The 21,009-nt window shown below is 73.7% G+C and carries 18 protein-coding genes; 8 read left to right on the top strand and 10 right to left on the bottom strand.

Translation table 11 applies throughout. The features are described from left to right. Positions 1-19: 19 nt before the first annotated feature. On the bottom strand, positions 20-448 hold the full coding sequence (locus tag ACFRAV_RS09135; protein WP_382552966.1) for a hypothetical protein: 429 nt from the start codon (positions 446-448) through the stop codon (positions 20-22). A 123-nt stretch (positions 449-571) separates the two neighbouring features. Next, positions 572-1,783 carry a pyridoxal phosphate-dependent aminotransferase gene (locus tag ACFRAV_RS09140; RefSeq protein ID WP_382552967.1) on the bottom strand — a complete coding sequence of 404 codons (1,212 nt, stop codon included), beginning with the start codon at positions 1,781-1,783 and terminating at the stop codon, positions 572-574. Between the two features lie 194 nt (positions 1,784-1,977). Here ACFRAV_RS09140 and ACFRAV_RS09145 point away from each other — a divergent pair, with 194 nt between their 5' ends. Then, positions 1,978-3,048, top strand: a complete 1,071-nt coding sequence (locus ACFRAV_RS09145; RefSeq protein WP_382552969.1) for a hypothetical protein — start codon at positions 1,978-1,980, stop codon at positions 3,046-3,048. Positions 3,049-3,130: 82 nt separating this feature from the next. Here the strand turns inward: ACFRAV_RS09145 and ACFRAV_RS09150 are convergent, their stop codons facing one another. Both ACFRAV_RS09150 and ACFRAV_RS09155 read right to left on the bottom strand, forming a co-directional pair. Beyond that, a complete protein-coding gene (locus ACFRAV_RS09150) occupies positions 3,131-4,762 on the bottom strand; it encodes an amidohydrolase family protein (protein WP_382553061.1) in 1,632 nt (543 codons plus the stop codon). Between the two features lie 73 nt (positions 4,763-4,835). Next, positions 4,836-6,110 carry an amino acid deaminase gene (locus tag ACFRAV_RS09155; RefSeq protein WP_382552970.1) on the bottom strand — a complete coding sequence of 425 codons (1,275 nt, stop codon included), beginning with the start codon at positions 6,108-6,110 and terminating at the stop codon, positions 4,836-4,838. Between the two features lie 84 nt (positions 6,111-6,194). Here ACFRAV_RS09155 and ACFRAV_RS09160 point away from each other — a divergent pair, with 84 nt between their 5' ends. The 4 genes from ACFRAV_RS09160 (at position 6,195) to ACFRAV_RS09175 (ending at position 11,842) form a co-directional block, all read left to right on the top strand. Continuing rightward, entirely contained in the window at positions 6,195-6,602 is a 408-nt protein-coding gene (locus ACFRAV_RS09160) for a RidA family protein (protein WP_382553063.1), read from the top strand. A gap of 303 nt (positions 6,603-6,905) precedes the next feature. Further along, on the top strand, positions 6,906-9,608 hold the full coding sequence (locus ACFRAV_RS09165) for an ATP-binding protein (protein ID WP_382552972.1): 2,703 nt from the start codon (positions 6,906-6,908) through the stop codon (positions 9,606-9,608). 85 nt (positions 9,609-9,693) lie between these two features. Continuing rightward, positions 9,694-10,470 (top strand): hypothetical protein, encoded by a 777-nt coding sequence (locus tag ACFRAV_RS09170; protein ID WP_382552974.1) that lies wholly within the window; start codon positions 9,694-9,696, stop codon positions 10,468-10,470. 82 nt (positions 10,471-10,552) lie between these two features. Next, a complete protein-coding gene (locus tag ACFRAV_RS09175; protein WP_382552976.1) occupies positions 10,553-11,842 on the top strand; it encodes an Nramp family divalent metal transporter in 1,290 nt (429 codons plus the stop codon). Positions 11,843-11,871: 29 nt separating this feature from the next. Here ACFRAV_RS09175 and ACFRAV_RS09180 read toward each other — a convergent pair whose 3' ends face one another. Continuing rightward, positions 11,872-12,504, bottom strand: a complete 633-nt coding sequence (locus tag ACFRAV_RS09180; protein ID WP_382552978.1) for a class I SAM-dependent methyltransferase — start codon at positions 12,502-12,504, stop codon at positions 11,872-11,874. A 179-nt stretch (positions 12,505-12,683) separates the two neighbouring features. Between ACFRAV_RS09180 and ACFRAV_RS09185 the strand changes: the two genes are divergently transcribed. After that, positions 12,684-12,896 (top strand): hypothetical protein, encoded by a 213-nt coding sequence (locus ACFRAV_RS09185; RefSeq protein WP_382552980.1) that lies wholly within the window; start codon positions 12,684-12,686, stop codon positions 12,894-12,896. 122 nt (positions 12,897-13,018) lie between these two features. After that, positions 13,019-13,807, top strand: coding sequence for a hypothetical protein (locus ACFRAV_RS09190; RefSeq protein ID WP_382552982.1), 789 nt, complete (start codon positions 13,019-13,021; stop codon positions 13,805-13,807). A gap of 3 nt (positions 13,808-13,810) precedes the next feature. On the opposite strand, the gene ACFRAV_RS09195 is transcribed toward ACFRAV_RS09190, so the two are convergent. From ACFRAV_RS09195 to ACFRAV_RS09210, 4 genes are all read right to left on the bottom strand, one after another. After that, entirely contained in the window at positions 13,811-14,818 is a 1,008-nt protein-coding gene (locus tag ACFRAV_RS09195; protein WP_382552983.1) for a helix-turn-helix transcriptional regulator, read from the bottom strand. Between the two features lie 136 nt (positions 14,819-14,954). Further along, entirely contained in the window at positions 14,955-15,992 is a 1,038-nt protein-coding gene (locus tag ACFRAV_RS09200; RefSeq protein WP_382552984.1) for a ParB N-terminal domain-containing protein, read from the bottom strand. Positions 15,993-16,184: 192 nt separating this feature from the next. Beyond that, on the bottom strand, positions 16,185-16,640 hold the full coding sequence (locus ACFRAV_RS09205) for a hypothetical protein (RefSeq protein ID WP_382552985.1): 456 nt from the start codon (positions 16,638-16,640) through the stop codon (positions 16,185-16,187). An 88-nt stretch (positions 16,641-16,728) separates the two neighbouring features. After that, positions 16,729-17,658, bottom strand: a complete 930-nt coding sequence (locus tag ACFRAV_RS09210; RefSeq protein WP_382552987.1) for a hypothetical protein — start codon at positions 17,656-17,658, stop codon at positions 16,729-16,731. Positions 17,659-17,793: 135 nt separating this feature from the next. Between ACFRAV_RS09210 and ACFRAV_RS09215 the strand changes: the two genes are divergently transcribed. Further along, positions 17,794-18,831, top strand: coding sequence for an ArsR family transcriptional regulator (locus tag ACFRAV_RS09215; RefSeq protein ID WP_382552988.1), 1,038 nt, complete (start codon positions 17,794-17,796; stop codon positions 18,829-18,831). 180 nt (positions 18,832-19,011) lie between these two features. On the opposite strand, the gene ACFRAV_RS09220 is transcribed toward ACFRAV_RS09215, so the two are convergent. Beyond that, positions 19,012-20,739: a chitinase gene (locus tag ACFRAV_RS09220; protein WP_382552989.1), complete on the bottom strand. Its 1,728-nt coding sequence runs from the start codon at positions 20,737-20,739 to the stop codon at positions 19,012-19,014. Between the last annotated feature and the right edge of the window lie 270 nt (positions 20,740-21,009).

Below are 21,009 nucleotides of genomic sequence, written 5' to 3' on the forward strand. Positions count from 1 at the left end.
GGGGCCGCTCGGGGGAGCCTCAGCAGGGGCTGAGGGGGCGCGCGGCGGCCTCGGCGTGGGCCTCCATGCGCTGGGCGGCGAGGATGGCCGCCCGGGTGTCGGCACGGGACGCGGCGACCACCAGCGCCCGGCCGGCGAGGTCGTGCGCCCGGCGGTGCAGGGCCGTGACCCGCGCCCGCCGGTCGTCCTGCTCCGACGGGCCGGGGAACGCCGCGCGCGCCGGGGCGGAGCCGCCGCGCAGCCTGGCCACCTGCTCGGCCAGCTGTTCGGCCGCCTCGTCCAGACCGGCGCACGGCGCCAGGGCCCGGAGCTCGTCGGTCACCGCGAGCAGCGCGGCCAGGTGGCCGGCCAGCTGGAACTCCAGCTCCGCCTCACGTGACCTGCGGGGGACCTCCGTGCCGGGGCCGGCCATGGTGTGGACCGACTTGCTGCGGATCGGTTCGTACATGGGAAGGCCTCCTGCGCTCCGACAGGAAGCCATCCTACATTGGAACGTGTCTAAAGTTGTGTCGAGTCCCAGCTCGGCGCGGCGTGTCGGACCCGCCGGCGGACCGCCCGAGCGGCCCGTCGCTCAGTTCTGGCGGTAGGTCTCCAGGAACCGTCCGATGCGGCCGATCGCGTCCCGCAGGTCGGCGACCGAGGGCAGTGTGACGATCCGGAAGTGGTCCGTGTCGGGCCAGTTGAAGCCGGTGCCCTGCACCACCATGATCTTCTCCCGGCGCAGCAGGTCCAGGACCATCCGTCGGTCGTCCTTGATCGGGTAGACCTTCGGGTCCAGCCGCGGGAAGAGGTAGAGCGCGCCCTTCGGCTTGACGCAGCTCACGCCCGGGATCCGCGTCAGCAGCTCGTGGGCGACGTCGCGCTGCTCGCGCAGCCGGCCGCCCGGGAGCACCAGGTCCTGGATCGTCTGCCGGCCGCTGAGCGCGGCGACCACGCCGTGCTGTCCGGGCATGTTGGCGCACAGGCGCATGTTGGCGAGGATGTTGAGGCCCTCGATGTAGGAGTCCGCGTGCGCCTTGGGGCCGGAGATCGACATCCAGCCCACCCGGTAGCCCGCCACCCGGTACGACTTCGACATGCCGTTGAAGGTGAGCGTCAGCAGGTCCGGGGCGATCGCCGCCGTGGGGGTGTGGGTGGCGTCCTCGTAGAGGATCTTGTCGTAGATCTCGTCCGAGCAGACCAGCAGGTTGTGGCGGCGCGCGATGTCCGTGAGCCCGCGCAGCAGGTCGTCGCTGTAGACGGCGCCGGTCGGGTTGTTCGGGTTGATGATCACGATTGCCTTGGTGCGGTCGGTGATCTTGGCCTCGATGTCGGCCAGGTCCGGCATCCAGTCGGCCTGCTCGTCGCAGACGTAGTGGACCGGAGTGCCGCCGGACAGGGCCACGGCCGCCGTCCACAGCGGGTAGTCCGGGGCGGGGACCAGCACCTCGTCGCCGTTGTCCAGCAGGCCCTGCATCGCCATCACGATCAGCTCGGACACGCCGTTGCCGACGAAGACGTGCTCGACGTCGGTCTCGATGCCCAGGGTCTGGTTGTGCATCACCACCGCGCGGCGGGCGGCCAGCAGGCCCTTGGCGTCGCCGTAGCCGTGCGCCGAGCCGACGTTGCGCAGTATGTCCTCGAGGATCTCCGGCGGGCACTCGAACCCGAAGGCGGCCGGGTTGCCGGTGTTCAGCTTGAGGATGCGGTGACCGGCGGCCTCCAGCCGGGTCGCCTCCTCGAGCACCGGGCCCCGGATCTCGTAACAGACGTTGGCGAGCTTGGACGACTGGATCACCTGCATGACGTGAGCCTACGGGGATACGTCCCGGGTCGCCTCGTGTTCTCCGACACGTCCGGACGTCCGGCGCGGGGGAGGCCGGGGGAACGGTTCGCCCCTGTTCGCGGTGTGCGGGGACCCGTTCGGCGGTCCGTGCGGGCGGGATGGGGGGACTCCGGGTGTGTTCTGCGCCACGCCTGTCTTTACAATTCGCACCCATGTCCATCACCCCAGAACACGGACCGGGCGCGCACGACGCGCCGGAGCCGCCGGCGGTACCTCCGACCGAGGTACCCGCCCCCTCCGGGTGGCCCGCCGCGGGTGACGCGGAGGCCACCCGTGAGCTGCCGCCGGTGCGGGGTGACCGCCCGGACGGTGGGGACGAGGCGGCCACGCGTGAGCTGCCGGTGACGCCCGGCGGCCAAGGGCCGCACGGCGCCTGGCCGCCCGCGCCCGGCGCCGACGCCGTGCCCGGGACCTCTGCGGGGCGCGGGGCTCCCGGGGCGCCTGCCGGACACCCGGCTCCGGGTGGGCACGAGGTCCCCGGGGGGTCCGTCGGCTCGTACGGGTATCCGCCGGCGGGATACGCCGGTGAGGCCTCCGGCAGCGGTGCGGACGGGTATCCGGGCCACGGCCTGTACGCCGACTCCGCCACGTACGGAGCGGCCCCCTCCTCCTCCGCTGCCGCCGACTTCGACGACTTCGCGTCCTACGGCGCCTACGGGGCGGCCGCCGGACACGACGACTGGGCCGGACACGGCGGGCAGGCCGGGTACGGCGGTCAGGCCGGACGGACGGGGGCGGCGCCGGTCGGCCGGGCCGCGGCGCGGGAGGCCGCCCGGGCGGCGGAGCGGGAGGGAGCGCGCTCCCGCCGCGTGCGCAGCCGCCAGATGCTGCTGGCCACCGGCGCGGGCGTCGTCGGGCTCGGGGCGCTGACGGTGCTGGGGTTCGCGCTGTCCTCCGGTTCCGAGGAGCCGTCCCGGGGCGGCAACGGTCCCAACGCGCCGGGGCTCTCGGTGGGCGACATGGCCGACCCCGGGCTGATGCCGTCCGTGGAGGCGTCGACGCCTTCCGCCACGGTCACGCCCGGTGCGGCGCCGTCGAGGACGGCGACCGCGACTCCCACCCCCTCGGCCACCCGGACGGCTTCACCCACGCCCACGCCCACCAGGGAGCCGGTGAAGGAGACGTCCCCGCCCGCCTCGCCCACGGTGGGATGGCCGGACTACGACGACGGCGGCGGCGGCCGCGGAAACGGCTGGGGCAACAGCACCCGCCGCCCCCGCTAGGACGCACCGCCGGACAGGACGCGCCCCCGGGCCCGCGCGCGGCAACGCGGGAGCCCCGCGCCCGCGCACGCCCCCGGCCGCGTCAGCCGCGGGGGCGGCCCGCCCGCACCGAGCGGCCCGCCAGGACGTCCGTGCGGTGACCGTCGTCGACGGCGAGGCGGCCGTCCACCAGGACGTAGGGGATGCCGGCCGGCGGTGTCCGGGGCTCCGCGAAGGTGGCGCCCTCGGCGACGGTCGCGGGGTCGAAGAGGACCAGGTCGGCCCGGTGGCCCTCGCGGACCAGACCCCGGTCCGGCAGGCCGAGCCGCGCGGCCGGCCGCCCGGTGAGGTGCGCGACGCACTCCTCCAGCGTCAGCACGCCCAGCTCCCGCACGTACGTGCCGAGGTACCGGGGAAAGGTGCCGTACGCCCGGGGGTGCGGCTTGGTGCCGTGCAGGATGCCGTCGGAGCCCCCGGTGTGCGCCCGGTGCCGCATCAGCGCGCGGACGTTCTCCTCGTGGCCGACGTGCTGGAGGACGGACGTGCCGAGCCGGTCCGCCAGCAGCAGGCGGCGGGCCTCCTCCCAGGGCGAGGACCCCGAGCCGGACGCCAGGTCCGCCACCGTCCGCCCCACCCGCCCGGTCAGTGCGGGGTCGACCACCCCGGAGATCTCCACGGTGTCCCACTCCACCGGCACGCCGTGGCAGCCGTCCGAGCCGGACACCTCCAGGACGTGCCGGATCCGCTCGGCGACCGCGTCGTCCCGCAGCCGCTCCAGGATGGCGGCGGGGCCGCCCTCGCTCGCCCAGCCGGGCAGCAGCGCGGCCAGCGTGGTGGCGCCCGGGGTGTACGGGTAGGTGTCCAGCGTCAGGTCGCGGCCGGCGTCCAGCGCCTCGTCCAGCAGGGCCTCCAGCTCGCCGTGACGCCCCTCGTTCTCCGCGAAGTTGAGCGTCGCGTGGGCCAGGTGCAGGGCGCAGCCCGCCTCCTGGGCGATGCCGATCACCTCCTGGTACGCCGCCAGGGCCCCGGCCCCGTACGAGCGGTGGTGCGGGCACCAGTAGCCCCCCGCCCGGGCGACCACCCGGCACAGCTCGGTCAGCTCCCCGGCGCCGGCATACATGCCGGGCGGATAGGTGAGCCCCGACGACATGCCCACCGCCCCCTCGCGCAGCCCGGCCGCCACCAGCTCGCGCATCCGGTCCAGCTCCGCCTCCGAAGGCGGGCGGTTCTCCCAGCCCATCGCCAGCATCCGGACGGTGCCCTGCGGCACCAGGTACGCGGCGTTCACCGCGATGCCCTCGCCGTCGACTCCCCGGTCCAGCCGGTCCAGGTACTCGCCCACCGACCGCCAGTCGAAGTCGACATCCTCGCCCGGACCGTTCCAGCCGGCCACCGCCTGCCGCACCTCGGCCAGCGTGCGGTCGTCGACGGGCGCGTAGGAGAGCCCGTCCTGGCCCACGACCTCCAGGGTGACGCCCTGCGCGAGCTTCGCCGAGTGGTCCGGGTCGGTGAGCAGCGCCAGGTCGCTGTGGGAGTGCATGTCCACGAACCCGGGCGCCAGGGCCAGGCCCTCCGCGTCCAGCATCCGGGTGCCGACCGGGCGCTGGCACCCGGCCGCGGCCGCCTCGCGGACGATCTGCACGACGCGGCCGTCCTTGACCGCCACGTCGGCCCGGTAGGACGGACCCCCGGTGCCGTCCACCACCTCGGCGTCCTGAACGACCAGATCGGCCAGATGCACGGCGGCCCCCACTTCGCTGGGCGGACGGCCGCGGAGCCGTCCGTCGGAAGATCCCTCAGATGATCCGTCAGAAGAACGTACGGATGTAGTCCACCACCGTGCCGTCCGCCTCGACCAGAGGGATCAGCTGCCATTTGTCGAAGACGGTGCACGGGTGCGACAGCCCCATGCCCACCCAGTCGCCGACCTCCAGGTCCGCGCCGGGCCCGGTCTCCAGCCAGGCGTGCTGGTCGGACAGCCGGGTGACGGCGATGGCCTCGGCCGGACGCTCGACGTCGCCGCGGCGCACCACCTGCGCCTCCGGCATGCCCAGGTCGTACGCGGCGTCCCGCTTGCCCGCGTTGAGGAACGCCTGCTCCCCGGTGGGACGGGAGACGACCTGCGCCCACAGCCGGAACGCCGGCTCCAGCGCGCCCTCCTCGGGAACGCGCACGAACGGCGTGATCGAGCGGTAGTGGCCGTCGTCGTGCGAGACGTACGCGCCCGAGCGCAGCAGCTTCAACGGGGGCCGGCTCAGCCCCGGCAGACGGGTGAAGACCTCGGCGACCGTGTCGAACCAGGCGCTGCCGCCCGCGCTGACCACGATCTCCTCCAGACCGGTGCCGGTGAACAGCCCCGCCTTGTCCAGCCTCGCCGCCAGCTCCACCAGCCGCACCAGCCAGGCGCGCACCCGCTCCTCGGTGGCGTCCGGGACCTCGCCCTCGTAGCCCGCCACGCCCGCCAGCCGCAGCGACGGCGCCGCGGCCACCGCCTCGGCGACGGCCAGGCAGTCGGCCTCGGTCCGCGCCCCGGTCCGCGCGCCGTCCCCGGCGGCCAGCTCCACCACCACGTCCACCGGCCGCCCGCCCACCTGCCGCAGCGCCGCGTCCATCAGCTCGACGCCGCGCACCGAGTCGGCGTAACAGATGAAGCGGAACGCCGGATCGGCGGTCAGCTCGGCGGCGACCCAGCGCAGCGCGGCCGGGTCGACCAGCTCGTTGGCCAGGAAGATCCGCCGCACCCCGAAGGCCCGCGCCACCCGCACCTGGTGCGGCACCGCCAGCGTGATGCCCCACGCGCCGTGCTCCAGCTGCTGCCGGAACAGCTGCGGGGCCATCGTCGTCTTGCCGTGCGGGGCGAACGCCAGGCCGTGGCGCTCGGTGTACGACTCCATGAGCCGCAGGTTGTGGCGCAGGCGCTCGGCGGAAAGCGTCAGCACGGGGGTGGTGAACCCGCCGGTGAACAGATTCCGCCGCTGCGCCGCCAGCTCGCCCACGGTCAGAGCGTCCGCGTCGAGCGGCAGACCCTTGAACCGGTGGTCGATCCGCTCCCCGGAAAGACGGGTGACGGCATCCGCGGACATTCGGGCCTCCTGTGCGCTGCGGGATCCGGGCTGTTTCACTTTCCCATGATCGGGACCCCGTCCACGAGCATCCGGAGGATGACCATGACAGAGAAGACCGCACTGACCCCCAGCACCCACACCGCTCCGCCCGCGGCCTTCTCCCACGGCCTGCGCAAGGGGAACATCCTCCAGGTCGCCGGACAGGTCGGCTTCCTGCCCGCCGAGGAGGGGCAGCCGCCCACGCCGGCCGGCCCGACGCTGCGCGAGCAGACCCTGCGGACCCTCGCCAACGTCGAGGCGGTGCTGAAGGAGGGCGGCTCCGGCTGGGACGACGTGATGATGCTGCGCGTCTACCTCACCGACGTGGACCACTTCGCGGAGATGAACCAGATCTGGAACGCCTACTTCGGCGAGCGGCTCACCCAGCCGCCGGCCTGCCGCACCACCGTCTACGTGGGCCTGCCGCCCGGCCTGCTGATCGAGATCGACGCGATGGCCGTCCTGGACTGACGCCGACGGCCCTTGTCCTGGACCGACACCGGACCGGGCCGGTCTCCGCCGGGCCGCGCCGACGCGGCCCGGCGGAGATCAACTCCTCCGCGGAGAGGCCCACATGATGGCCCCCATGTTCCCCAAGACTTCCCCGCGAAGAAGCACCGGCGCCCGACGGTCCCCCGATCACCGGCGAGCGCGGCGAAGGCCATCCTGACCGTTCGTCATGTTGACCACGCGTGCCCAGGCGTCACTGGACAATTACTGGACAACGTGAGATCAAAGCGAACATCGCCGAGTGGCCGGGGGGTCGCACACGACATGGGACGCCGGGAGAAGCCGATCGAGCCCGGGCAGGGGAAGGCCGCCGAGTTCGCGGCCGACCTCCGCATGCTCCGGCGGCGCACCGGCAACGTGCCGTACCGCGAACTCGCCTCCCGGGTGCCCTACTCGGCGTCCAGCCTGTCCGCCGCCGCCTCCGGGCACCGGCTGCCCGCCTGGCCGGTGGTCGCCGCCTACCTGGAGGCCTGCGGGGTCACCGGCACCGGCGAGTGGCACCGGCGCTGGCGGCAGGCGGCGGGACTGCCGCCCGAGGCGGAGCCCGCCGCCCGGCCCCCGGCCGGGCCGCCGCCCCGCCCGACCGCCGGCACCTCCTTCCCGTTCACGGGCTCCGCGGCGGGCCCCGCCCGCGCGCCGGACCCGTCGTCGGGCGAGCCGCCCCACGGCCTGCCGCCCGGCCTGCCCCGCCAGGGCACGGCCGCCGGGGCGCCGTACGGACCGCCGTCCGACGCCCCGTGGCAGGACACCGAGGACGGCCCCGGCGGCGCGGCCGAGGGCGTCCCGCACGCGCCGCGCGGCGTGCCCGACCCGCCCACCCGCTTCGTCGGCCGCGACCACGAGGTGGAGGAGGTGTGCCGGCTGCTCGCCGAGCACCGGCTGCTCACCCTCACCGGCGTCGGAGGCGTCGGCAAGACCCGCCTCGCCCAGCGCGCCGCCCGCACCGCCGGACTGCTGCTGCGCGACGGCGCGTGCTGGGTGGAGCTCGCCGAGGTCACCAGCCCCGACGTCCTGCCCTACGCCGTCGTCGAAGGGCTCGGCCTGGCGCCCGTGCCCCCGCACACCACGCCGACGGCCCACCTGGCCGACGCCCTGCGCGGCCGCGAGATCCTGCTGGTGCTCGACAACTGCGAACACCTCGCCGCCGCCTGCGCCCGGCTCGCCCACCTGCTGCTGGCCTCCACCACCGGCGTCCGCCTGCTCGCCACCAGCCGGCTGCCGCTCGGCCCGGCCGCCGAACGGCTCTACGTCGTCCCGCCGCTCCCCGAGGACGCCTCGCTCGCCTTACTCACCGACCGCGCCGCCCTGCTGGCCGACGCGGCCTGGTCGCCGGACGACGTGGAGCACGCCCGCGCCGTCATCCGCCGCCTCGACGGGCTCCCGCTGGCCATCGAGTTCGCGGCCCGGCGGCTGCGTGCGCTCTCCCCGGGACAGCTCCTCGACCGCCTCGACGAACGCCTGCCACTGCTCAGCAAGGGCGACCCGGTGGCGCCCGAACGGCACCGCTCGCTGCGCGCCATGCTCGACTGGAGCCACCAGCTCTGCACCCCCGCCGAACAGCGGCTGTGGGCCCGGCTGTCGGTGTTCGTCGGCTCGATATCGCTGGAGGCGGCGCACGCCGTGTGGGAGGTCCCCCGCACCGGCGCGGAGACCGGTCCCGGCGAGGGCGCCCGCACCGGCGCGGGCCCCGGCGAGGAAACCCGTACCGGAGGGGAGACCCGTGGCGGCGGGGAGACCGGCCCGGAGGAGCTGCTCGACGCCGTCGACGGCCTGATCGACCACTCCCTGCTGCTCACCGAGCCCGGCGACGGCGCCGGCCGCCGCTACACGATGCTGGAGACGGTCCGCGAGTACGGCCGCGACCGGCTCGCCCGCGGCGGGGACCTCGACGACGCCCGCACCCGGCACCTTCTGTGGTTCCGCGACATGGTGCGCGAGGCCTACGAACGGTGGGCGGGCCCCGGCCAGGCCGCGCGGCTGCGTGAACTGGGGCGGGAACTGCCCAACCTCCGCCAGGCCCTGGAGTACGGGGTGCGGGAGGACGCCGAGCCGGCGCAGGCGCGCGCCGCCCTGGACATCGCCCACGGCCTCGTCTGGTACTGGACCGCCACCGGCGCCGCCGAACAGGGCGTCGGCTGGCTGCGCCGCGCCCTGGCCGCCACCGCCCCCGCGGACGGCGACCCGGTGGTGCGGGCCGCCCGTACCCGGGCCATGTGGGCCTGCGCCTTCCTGGCCGTCTTCCCCGCCGACCTGGAGGCCGCCGCCGGCCAGGCCGCCGAGGCGGCCGCGCGCGCCCGGGCCGACGGCGACCAGGCCTCGGTGGGCTGGGCCACCACGGTGACCGCGCTGGCCACCCTCACCGGCGGCGGGGTCGAGGAGAGCCTGGACGCCTTCCGCGCGGCGGTGACGGACCTGCGGGCCGCCGCCGACCGCTACGGCGAGCAGAACGCGCTCAGCATCCTGGCCAGCGCGCTGTGCGCGACCGGCCGCATCGAGGAGGCGCTGGTTTGTCTGGAGCGCGCCTTCGGCCTCTCCCGGGAGCAGGACGAGCGCTGGCACCGCCCCTACCTGCACTGGGTACGGGCGAAGACCCTGATCGTCGAGCGGCGCCTCACCGGGCCCGACGGCGCACTGGCGCACGTCCTCGGCGTCCTCGAGCCGCAGCGGGACTTCGCCGACCCGCGCGCCCTCGCGCTGGGCCACGACACGCTGGCCCACTGCGCCTGGCTGCTCGGCCGCCACCGCGAGGCCGCCCGCCTGTTCGGCGCCTCCGAGGCCCGCTGGCCCGTCGAGGAGACGCGCATCGCGGCCTACCGGGTCGCGGCCCTGGACACCGCACGGTGCCTGGAGGAGCTGCGGGCCGCGCTGGGGGAGGACGCGTACCGCGCGGCCAGGGCCGAAGGGGCCGCGCTGCCGGCCGAGGAGGCACGGGAATGGGCCATCCGTTTCGCCACGGATGCCATGTAAGTCCCCCGGGCCGCGGCCACGTTCCTCGGTAACGATGCGACGACAGGTTTTCCGTGGGGTGGGGTCGTGGACCATACTGCGGGCTGTGGAGCAGCGCATCGGTTCAAACACCAAGCCCCTGACCCCGCCCGCCGCCGTCGACCCGGCCCTGATCCCGGGGCTCACCGTCCCGGCGACGGCCGACGGCGCGCCCGAGGACGCCGCCGTGCCCGGCGCGGCGTCCGACGAGGCCGACGCCGTCGTGGAGGACGCCGCGCCGGAGGCCGACGACTCCGGCGAGGCCGCCGCGTCCGGCGAGGACGCCGAGGACCTGGGCGAGGGCGCCTCCGCGTCCGCGCCCGTGCCGGACGGTCCGGTCCTCGAGGCCAAGGACTTCCGCGCCCGCCTCGTCGCCGACCACGCCGGCATCCGCCTGTGCCTGGACGACCAGGAGTGCGAGTTCCGCTGGGACGAGATCGGCGCCGTCGAGACGTCGACCTCGGGCTTCGGCAAGCGGTACACGGTCGTCGTGCACACCCCGGACCGCCGGTGGTACTGGATCGAGATCGACGCCAAGTCCCGCGCGGACGTCGCCCGTTGGGAGACGGAGCTGGACGCCGTCCTCGACGCGTACTTCGAGGAGGCCGACGCGCGGCCGGCCGACGCAAACGGCGATGCGGAGACGGACGCCGACTCCGACGCCGACGCCCCGGCGGAGGCCGAGGCGGATGACGCAGCCGTGAAGCCGGCCGGCGACGCCACGGCCGTGGATGCGGAGGCCAAGGCCGACACGGAGGCGAAGGCCGACACGGAGGCCGACGAGGAAGCGGACGCGAAGGCCGACGGTGACGGCGGGCGGAAGCCGGGGCCGACGGAGGCGTAGCCCGCGCGATGCCGGGGGAGCGGCGGACGTCGTCCTGCCGCGCCCCTTGCCGGTGCGGCCGGGGTGGGCCAGGTTGATCGCCATGGCTGACAACACGAGCAACGCCGCACCCCGGAAATCGAGTTGGAAGTACATCGGCCCCGGCATCGTCGTCGCGGCGACCGGCGTGGGCGCCGGCGACCTGGTGGCGACCCTGGTCGCCGGGACCAACTTCGGCTACACGCTGCTGTGGGCCGCCGTCATCGGCTGCGTCGTCAAGATCGCCCTCGCCGAGGCGGCCGGCCGCTGGCACCTGGCCACCGGCCGCACCCTCTTCGACGGCTGGGCGTCACTGGGCGCCTGGACCACCGTCTTCTTCGTCGTCTACGCGATCGTCTGGGGCTTCGTCTACGGAGCCGCCGCCATGTCGTCGAGCGGACTGCCACTGCAGGCGCTGTTCCCCGGCGTGATGGACCTGGAGTGGTGGGCGGTCTCCACCGGCCTGGTCGGGCTGGTCTTCGTCTGGTTCAACCGGTACGCGGTGTTCGAGAAGGTCATGACCGTCCTGGTGGGCGTCATGTTCCTGGTCACCGTCTACCTGGCGATCCGCGTGGTCCCTCATCTGGGTGGACTCTTCGCCGGCCTGCTGCCGGTCCTCCCGGACGGCAAGGACTCCGTCCTCAACACCCTCGGCCTCATCGGCGGCGTGGGCGGCACCATCACGCTGGCCGCCTACGGCTACTGGGTGAACGCCAAGGGCTGGACGAACACCGGCTGGATGAAGGTGATGCGGCTCGACAACCGGGTCGCCTACATCACCACCGGCATCTTCGTCGTGGCGATGCTCATCGTGGGCGCCGAGCTGCTGCACTCCTCGGGCATCGCGATCGCCTCCGGCGACAAGGGCCTGATCCAGCTCGGCGACATCCTGGAGGAGGAGTACGGGACCGCCACCGCCAAGTTCTTCCTGATCGGCTTCTTCGCCACCTCCTTCACCTCCCTGATCGGCGTCTGGCACGGCGTGAGCCTGATGTTCGCCGACTTCGCCGCCCGCTACCGCACCAAGCGGGCCGCCACCGGCGAGGAGGTCGCCGAGGGCCGCCGCGAGAAGTCCTGGGCGTTCCGCGGCTACCTGCTCTGGCTGACCTTCCCGCCGATCGTGCTGCTCTTCCAGGGCCAGCCGTTCCGCCTGATCATCCTCTACGGCGTCCTCGGCGCGGCCTTCATGCCGTTCCTGGCGCTGACCCTGATCTGGCTCCTCAACTCCACCCGCACGCCCGTCGAGTGGCGCAACGGGATCGCGAGCAACGTGATGCTGGCCGTCGCCGGACTGCTCTTCCTGGTCCTGTGCGTCAAGCAGATCTGGGACCAGGACTGGGCGAAGTTCTTCTGACCGGACCGGACCGGACCGGACCGGACCCGTCAGACGGCGCGTTCGGCGCGCAGCACCGCGTCGTGGACGGTGACCTCGCGGCCCTCGTGGGTCACCGTCCGCGGCCGGGCGTCCCGGGTGTGCACGGTCCAGCCGCCGACCGGGACGAGGTCGTCGGCCAGCTCGTCGGCCGTGCAGAACAGGTCCGGCTCCGGCGGCCGCGGCACGGCGCCGTCGGTCAGGTCCCGCGGGTGGTGCAGGATCACGACCAGGCTGCCGCCCGGCGCGACGGCCTCGGCGAGACCCGCGAACACCTGGCGGCGCACGTGCGACGGCAGGTGCAGGAACGTGGCGAACACCAGCTCGTAGGCGGCCGTCTCCGGCATCCAGTCCAGCACGTCGGTCCGCCGCCAGGTGACCTGCCCGGCCAGCTCCTGCGGCGTGTGCCCGGCGGCCCGGTCCAGGGCCACCTGCGAGACGTCCGTCCCGGTGACCGTCCACCCCTGCCGGGCGAGCCAGAGGGAGTCCGCGCCCTCACCGCACCCGGCCTCCAGCGCCCGGCCCGGGGCCAGCCCGGACACCTCGTCCACCAGAGCGGGATTGGGATCGCCGCTCCACAGCCGGTCGGCGGAGGAGTAGCGCTCGTCCCAGAAGGCGGCGGTGAAGCGGGGGTCGTCGGTCATGTTCCGCAGGCTAGCCGACCGTGCGCTGGCAGGATCGTGCACGCGCTGGCGGCAGGAGGCTGCCACCGGCGACCGGTCACGGGCCGCCCGCGCGCTGCCATGCTTCCTGACGTGAGCGGGGGATCACCCCGGTCAGCGGGCGGGGACAGGCGCTTCGGGCGCCGGGGAGGGGAAGACCCATGATGCGTATCGCGACCAGCAAGGCGTGCCGGGGAGCGGCAGCCGTGGCGCTCACCGTCCTGGTGACCGCGGGGGCGTCCGCGGCACTGGCGGGACAGGGCGCGGTGTCCGGGCACACCGGAGTGACGGCGACCGACAGCTGTATGACCTCGATCGAAGCCTGTGGGCCCGTCAACGGCTGGCAGGAGGACAACCCGCAGAAGCCGCGCTGATCCTCGGTGGTTCCGCCCACCGGTGGGGGGCAGCGCGGTCCGGACGCCGGGAACGGCGTCCGGACCGCGCTTTCCGGGTCGTGATCACCGATCGAGACAGGGGAAAGCCGCCCGTGCACGGTATGCAGATCCTGGGATTCACCCCGGCGGAGGAGGAGTTGTACCGGCGCTTGCTGCGCCGGCCGGGTCTCCCCGTCGCGGCGGTCGTGGGGCCGGCGGGCGGGACGGACGGAGCGGCCGCCCGTGACGTCGACCGGCTGCGGGCGCTCGGCGCCGTCGTCGAGCGGGACGGCGCGCTGTGGCCGGAGCATCCCGAACGGGTGGTGACCCGGCTGTCCGGGCGGCTGCTGGAGGAACTGCACACCCTCATCCGCGGCCTCGGCGCACTGCGCCCGGTGGTGGACTCCCTGAAGCGCGAAGCCGCCCCGGGCCGGATGCCCTGGCCGCGTGCCGCGCCCGAGCCGGCACTCGTGGAACGGATCACCGATGCCGCGCTGATGCGGGCGACGGTCCGGAGCCTGGCTCACGTGGCCAGGACCGAGATGCTGGTGGCCGGACCGTGGAGTGCCGGCGGACCGGAGGCACGCCGGGCCCTGGCACGGCTGTGCACGGTGCTGCTGCGACGCTCCGTGCTGGTGCGGGTGGTCGTGTGGCGGTCCGTCCCCGGCGAGGCCGTCGCCGTCCCCGATCTGGCCGAGCTGCACGCGGCCGGGGCGCGCGTCAGGGTGCTGCCGGAGCCGGACGGGCCGCTGCTCGCCTGCGACCGGAACCGCCTCCTGGTGCCGGTCGACCCGTCGGACTTCGCCCGGGGCCTGCTGTCCTCGTCGGCGCCCGGACTCGTCCTGCCGGCGGTGCGCCGCTTCGAGCTGCTGTGGGACGACGCCCTCGACCCCGCCGAGGCGGGCGACTGACCCTCAGATCCACCTGCGCTCGCGCGCCAGAAGGGCGGCCTGGGCCCGGTTGTCCGCGCCGAGCGCCCGCAGCAGGTCGGAGATGTGCCGCCGGTACGTCCGCAGCGCGACGCCCACGCTCCGGGCCCCCGTCTCGTCCTTCCCGGCCGTGCACATGGCCCGCAGTATCTGCAGCTGAAGGTCGGAGAGCGCGTCCCGGCCGGACGGGTCGCCGCCGCGCGCCTCGATCGCGTCGGAGAACTCCTCGGCCGCGGCCCACAGGCGCTCGAAGTTGTTGACGATGGTCGTGACGATGCCCGCCTCGCTGGAACAGAGCGCGCCCTTCGCGGTGTTCTGCGGGTCCACCGGGATCAGCGCGGTGCGGCGGTCGTACACCACCATCAGCTCGTCGAGGTCCTTGACGACCCGGATGCGGGCGCCGGCGGCGACGAGCTCCTGGAGGTAGGAGCGGGTCGTGTCGTCCTCCAGCGCGGAGCCGCGGATCAGACTGCGCAGCACCACGCCCCGGCGCAGGCAGCGCATGTCCAGCGGGCGGGAGTGCTCGATGTTCTCCCGGGTCAGCGCGTCGTACGGCTCGGCGGCGAGGACCTCGGCGCGGGCGAAGAAGGCCAGTTCGTCCAGACGGTCCCTGATGGCCCGCAGGCCCATCAACCGCTCGACCGTGGACTCCGTGGCGTCGGCGGCCGGGGCGCGCACCTCGTCCGCCAGCGAGTCGAGGAGCGGACGCAGGTCGGAGAGCGCGCGGATCGTGTCGTACAGATCCTCGAGGCGCTGCTGCGCCAGCCGGTTCACCACCAGGTCCGGCTTGTGCGGCCACGCCGTGCCGTCCTCGTCCCGCCGCAGCGCCTGCAGCACGAGCAGCCGGTCCACCGCCGAGGCGACCGTCTGCGCGTCCTGGCGCAACAGCAGGTGGAGGTCGTCGAGTTCGAGGCCCGGGTTGCGCAGCAGGTGCCGGTAGACGTCCTCCTCCACGGAGCTGAGGCCGAGGACGGACATCGGATGCAGGTGCAAGGCGGACACTCCGTGGGGGAAGGCTCCGGGGAGCCGGACCGCGTGCTTGGCTCGGAGTGTAGGAGGGACGCGGCCGGAAGGTGATCACTTGTGCGGAACTCGGTGGGGATCCGGTGGAGCCGAAGTGGAGACTTCGTCACGAACCGGGCGCGGCGACGGCCGGTCCGGCGTCACGCGTCGCGCCGTGCTCCCCGTCCGGGGGACCGCCGTCCCGCTCCGCGTCCGCAAGGTGTTCACCGAGCCTCAGCCAGCCCTCGGCGCACGCCCGGGCGACCAGCCGCAGCGACTCCCGGGAATGGCCGGTGGTCACCCCGGGCGCCCACTGTGCCTGCTCCACGAAGGTGAGGGTGCTCGCCGCCAGCCGGAGCAACGACCGCCCGTTGTCGGTGTACTTGAGCGACGGGTCGCGCACGAGGTGGGCCAGACGCGTCCGGGCGGCCTCCAGGGCCGGCGGTCCGGCGACCGGCGGCGCCCCGACCCGCGCCTCACCGGGCCCGGTCCCCGTCGTGCCGTGCGGCCCGGTGGCCTCGCCGTCCGCCGCGGCCAGACGTCGGCGGACGTCGAGGGCGGTGCCCACCGAGATGCCCGCGCGCCGGGCCACGTCGCGCAGACTCGCCCCCGGCTCACGGCGCATGATCTCCGTCGCGGCCTGCCGGCCGGCCTGGGCGGACAGCGGACGGCGCCGGCCGTCCCGGCCCACCCGGACCTGGCGGTCCGGTTCCCCGCCGGGCCCGGCGTCCGCCCGCAGCGAGGCGACCGTGCGCACCGCGACGCCGCACAGGGCGGCGATCCACCGGTCGGAGCGCTCGGGATGAGTGAGCAGGACGCGCCGTACCGCGGCCGCCCTCTCGTGCGCGGCCAGCGGGAGGCCGTGCGAGGCGTTCAGCCGCACCGCCGTGACGAAGGCCTCCGCGTCGCAGACGTCGACGCACCGCGCAGGGATCCGCTCCAGCCCGCGCAGCCGGGCGGCCGCCAGCCGGTGCCGGCCGTCGAGCACCCGCAGGGTCGACCGCTGCACCACGACCGGCGGCAGGTCCTCCAGCCGCTCGGCGAGCAGCCGCACGTGCGCCGGGTCGGGGGCGCCGAGCCGGGGCGACCAGTTCGCGGTCAGGCGTGCCACCGCCAGCTCGACGACGTGCTCGCTCTTGTCCAGGCGGTCCAGAGTTGTCGTCACGTGCCTCCCCCTCACACGGGTCACCGGAAACGCCAGAAGTGTGGCAGCGGGCGGTGCGCCCCGGGCCGTGCGGCGCTGGCAGCAATCGGCCAGGGGGTGGCTGGATGCTGCTTCCGGAACGCCGGGTGCCCCGGCCCACCCCGGGGAGGAGTCCGGTGGGCCGGGGCACGCGGGGCGGGCCTTGCGGGAGTGTCAGACCGCCCACTTGGAGCAGTTGCTGGCGGACGACCAGGCGTGGCTGCTGATGGAGTTGTTCGCGGAGTTGCCGTTGTTGAAGTAGTCGTTGGTGAGGTCCGACGCGAAACCCTCGGCACGGGACAGGCAGATGTTGCCGCCGCCGGACGCACCCGAGTCCCGGGTGCCGTTGTAGAAGGCGACCTCGTAGGAGTTGCCCTTGTTGAGGATGGACGTGGCCTTGTTGGTGTCGCCGCCCTGGAAGCTGCCGCCGCTGTCGCCCCAGTTGGAGTCGTCACCCGAGGCGTGACCGAGCTCGACGCCGCAGTTGACGTTGTCGTAGGCGTACATGTAACCGGAGAGCGCGGCCGACTTGGCGGTGGCGCAGCCCGCTGCCTGGGCGGAGGTGGCGGGCACGATGAGACCGAGGCCGGCCACGGCGAGGGTCGTCACGAGGACGGGGAGCTTGCGCATGTCTTCTCCTTGAGAGGTGAAAGGGAAAGGGCAGGTGGTGCGGTGTCCCACGACCGCGAGGCCGTGGAAATCAAGGGGGCGGTCGAATTCAGCCGTCGAGACCGCGGGCTCGGGCGAGCGCGTTCAGGCGCATCTGCCGATAGGTGGTGTATTTCTTGGCGTATTTCTTCAGCAACGTGCCGCGGTACTCTTTCTCCAGGGTGCGCGCCGTTTCGCCGAGAGAGGTCGCGCGGGCGCATTCGGCTTCGGTGACCGCGAGGGCCACTTCGGTCTCCTGGGCCTTTCGCGCACTCATTCCCTTGACGAGCATCACACGCTTGTCGCGGATCTCGTCGGGAGAGGAGTAGGGGTGCCCCGCCTTCTTCATGCAGCGCGCCCAGGCGTCGACCTTTTTCAGCAGCCGGCTGTCCTTGTGGATTCGCGGAACGTATAGAGGAGTGAGGCCGGTGACCGTCTTCCTGGCGGTGAGCCATGTCTTCAGATCGCCGTAGAGGGCGGTTCGTGCGTCGACCCAGCAACCCTCGCGGGGGGTTTCCACGGCGCCGCCGGTGGGCAGCGGGATCTTCATGACATCGTCGTACTGCCCGTCCAGGGCGATGTTGTAGCGGATCCGCTCCTCTTCGGAGAGCCCGTTGGGGTACCGCACGTTCGGGTGCTCCCGACGGTTGCGCTCACCCTCCTCGTCGAAGGGCCGCCCGTATCCGTACTTCTTCGCCCATTCCACGTCGTCGATCACGTAGCCGCCGGCCTTGCGGGCCTCGGCGGGGATGAACGGGCCCAGCCAGTACGAGAATCCCTTCTGTTCCATGCACTCCTTGACAAGAGTGTGCTCGGCGTACTCGATCTCGATTTCCTCCGCCACGGTCAGGTCGCGGAGCTTCTCGTGGGAAACGACCGACAGGGCCTCCCGGTGGGCGGCGGAGAACTTCGCCGGCTCGTTCTCCCCTGCGGTACCGCATCCGCCCGCGGTGCAGGCGATCAGCACAGTGGCGACGGTGGCCAACGTCTTCCGTCTCATGTGACACGCACTCCCTGCCGGCTGATGCGGCACTCTTTGCCGCGTTCAATTGCGCTGCAAGCATCTCCGGATCCACGATGCGCGCCCAGGGCTTTTCGCTGTGGTTGAAAAGCGCAGGAAGACCGGGAGACGCGCATGCTTCGCATCCATTTCACCGACGCAGATCTCGCACGGGTCCGGCTGTCGGCCGCCCCCGACCCGCTGTGGGAGGCGTGCCTGAGCCTGCACCGCCTGCGGGCGGCCCCCGGCCAGGGACGCCTGGCCTTCGCACCGTGGCGCAGGACGGCCCTGGAGCGCCTTCGGGAGAGCGGTCTGGCCCGCACCGTGCGGGGGCTTCTCATGCCGCTCGTCCCGCCGGCCGGGTACTTCCCCGACTTCCTCACCCCGCCCGAGTCCGCCGACGGGCTGGACGCCGGGCTGCGGGCGATCGTGGACACCACACCGGAGCGGGTTCTGCGCGAGGTCGGCGCGTCGGCCCTGCCCGGCGGAGCTCCCGCCTGGGTGTCCCACCTGGCCGAGCGGGACGTCCGCGACGGGCTGGCCCGGGCGCTGCGCGCCTACCACGACGCGGTCGTCGCGCCGCACGGCGACCGGGCGCAGGCCTGCGTGGAGGCGCGGGCCGCCCGGCACGCCCGTGAGGTGCTCGCGGACGGCGTCGACGGGCTGCTGCGAGGGCTGGGCGACCGGGTGAGCTGGGACGCGCCGGTCCTCAGTGTCCGGTACCCGGTGGACCGGGACCTCTTCCTGCGGGGTCGGGGGCTGCGCCTGATCCCCTCCTCCTACTGCTGGGGCAACCCGGTGGCCTACGCCGACCCGGCACTGGAGCCCGTCCTGGTGTACCCGCTCGTCCACGAGTCCCACGGGACGCCGGACTTCACGGAGTTCACCGGCGGAAAGCCGCTCGCGGTGCTGCTGGGGCGCACCCGCGCCGCGGTGCTGCTCGCAGCCGCCGGCGGCGCGGGGGCCACCACGGGCGAACTCGCCCGCCTGGCCGGGGTGTCCGCGTCCTCCGCCAGCCAGCACGCCACCGCCCTGCGCAACACCGGTCTGCTGCTCAGTCACCGGCACGCCGGCTCGGTCCTGCACACGCTGACCCCGCTGGGGGCGGCACTGCTGGGAGCGGGAGGCCGTCCGGCGGGGATCCCCGCCCCGCGCCGGCCGGTGGCCGGGTGAGGTGGGTCGGAGCCCGTGGGGGCGGCGCTCAACCGCGGCCCGGATCCGCTTGAACGCCCCGCACCCCGTCCGGTCTCCGGAAACGTGACCGCCCCCGCAGCCGTGTGGCGCTGCGGGGGCGGTGCCCGCCTCCTGGCGGGGGGAGGTGTGGAGGCGGGGCTTGAGGGGCGGTGGGGGGGATCAGCCGAGACCGTGGACGTGCGGGCCGACGGCGTTGGACCAGGCGTTGCCGGCGGTGGCGTCCCAGTTCGTCGACCAGGTCATCGCGCCCCGCAGGTCCGGGTAGGCCTTGGAGGGCTTGAAGGAGCCGCAGTTGGTGAGCTTGGTCAGGCAGTCCAGGGCGTTGTTGACGATCGTCGGCGAGACGTAGCCGCTGCCCGCGCCGCGGGTGGAGGCCGGGACGCCGATGCCGACCTGGGAGGGCGCGAGCCCGCCCTGCAGCTGGATGCAGGCCAGCGCGGTGAGGAAGTCCACCGAACCCTGCGAGTACACCTTGCCGTCGCAGCCCAGCATGGAACCGCTGTTGTAGTACTGCATGTTGACGACGGTCAGGATGTCCTTGATGTTGAGCGCCGTCTGGAAGTAGGTGCCCGAGGTCGACTGCATGTCGATGGTCTGCGGGGCCATGGTGATGATCAGGTTCGGTCCGGCCTTCGCCGACAGGGAGCGCAGCGCCTGCGTCATGTAGGTCGCGTTGAGGCCGTTCTCCAGGTCGATGTCGACGCCGTCGAAGCCGTACTCCTGCATCAGCGCGTACACGGAGTTGGCGAAGTTGGTCGCGGAGGTCGAGTCGGCCACCCGCACCGCGCCGAGCTCGCCGCCGACGGAGATGACGACCTTCTTGCCGGCCGCCTGCTTGGCGCGGATGTCGGCCTTGAACTGGGCCTCGGTGTAACCGTTCAGGCCGGCCGAGTCGAGGGTGAAGTCGACGGTGCCCGGCGTGGCGGTGGCGTCGGCGAAGGCGACCGCGATGATGTCGTACTGGCTCTGTACCTGGGCCAGCGTCTGCACGGTGGCGCCGTTGTTGAAGTTCTGCCAGTACCCGGTCACCGCGTGCTTGGGCAGGTTGCCGCCGCCTCCGGTGCCGGTGGGCTGGGTGGTCGCGTTGACCGTGGCGGACTTCGCGGACTCGCCCGCCGCGTTGCTCGCGGTCACCTGGAAGGAGTACGCGGTGGAGGCGCTGAGCCCGGTGACGGTCGCCGAGGTGCCGGTCGCGGTCGCCACCTTGGTGCCGCCCCGGTACACGGTGTAGCCGGTCGCGCCCTGCACGGTGTTCCAGGTGAGGGAGACGGACGACGAGGTCGTGCCGGAGACCGTCAGTCCGGCCGGGGCCGCGGGGATCGCGGGCTGCTCCGGCTCGCCGCCCCCGCCGCCTCCGCCGTCGGGGCCGAAGACGGAGAAGTCGTCCACGTAGTAGGGGGCCTGGCCGTACCAGCCGTGGGTGTAGACGGTCACCGACGTGGTGTTGGCGCCCGTGGTGAAGGTGGTGCGCAGTTCCTTCCACGCCCCGGAGTCCGGGGTCCAGGTGGAGACGTCCGTGGTGCCGGTCCCGGTGACGCCCAGGTAGGCGTAGCCGCCCTGCACCCAGGTGCTCAGCGTGTAGGTGGAACCGGGCTTCACCGCGACCACCTGGCTGCAGCGGGCGTTGTCCTGCCCCGCCGGGGTGGCCTTGAGGGCGCGCGAGCCGCCGTGCACCGGGGAGGTCACCGACGCGCCGCTCGCCGCCGAGCAGGTCCAGTCGGTGAGGCCCGACTCGAAGCCGCCGTTGCGCATGTTGTTCACGTCGGCGGCGGCCGCGGGGCCGGCGGCGAGGGCGGTGCCCGCGAGGGCGAGCGCGGAGGTCAGGACGGTCGCGAGTATCCGGGGTCTCGCCTGGGGAGAGGTGAGGGTGGGACGCGTGAGCTTCATGGGGGCTCCCTGCGTGTGAGGGGGAACGTGGGGCGGGGACTCGTGCTTGGTGCTTGGTGCGTGGTGCGTGGTGCGTGGTGCGTGGTGCGTGGTGCGTGGTGCTTGGTGCTTGGCGTGACGGTGTTTCGTGGGACGGGGATGGCGGGGGTCGCCGGGGCGGAATCGGGCCGGGATGGCCGGATCCCGCGGCGCGTTCCAACCGGTCTAGACCAACTTGGTCCAGACCAATGCCGGTGTCAAGAGCCGCGGCGGCACCGTAACTTCACGCGC

Source organism: Streptomyces sp. NPDC056600, from assembly GCF_042792855.1.
In the GTDB taxonomy this organism is placed as follows: Bacteria; Actinomycetota; Actinomycetes; order Streptomycetales; family Streptomycetaceae; genus Streptomyces.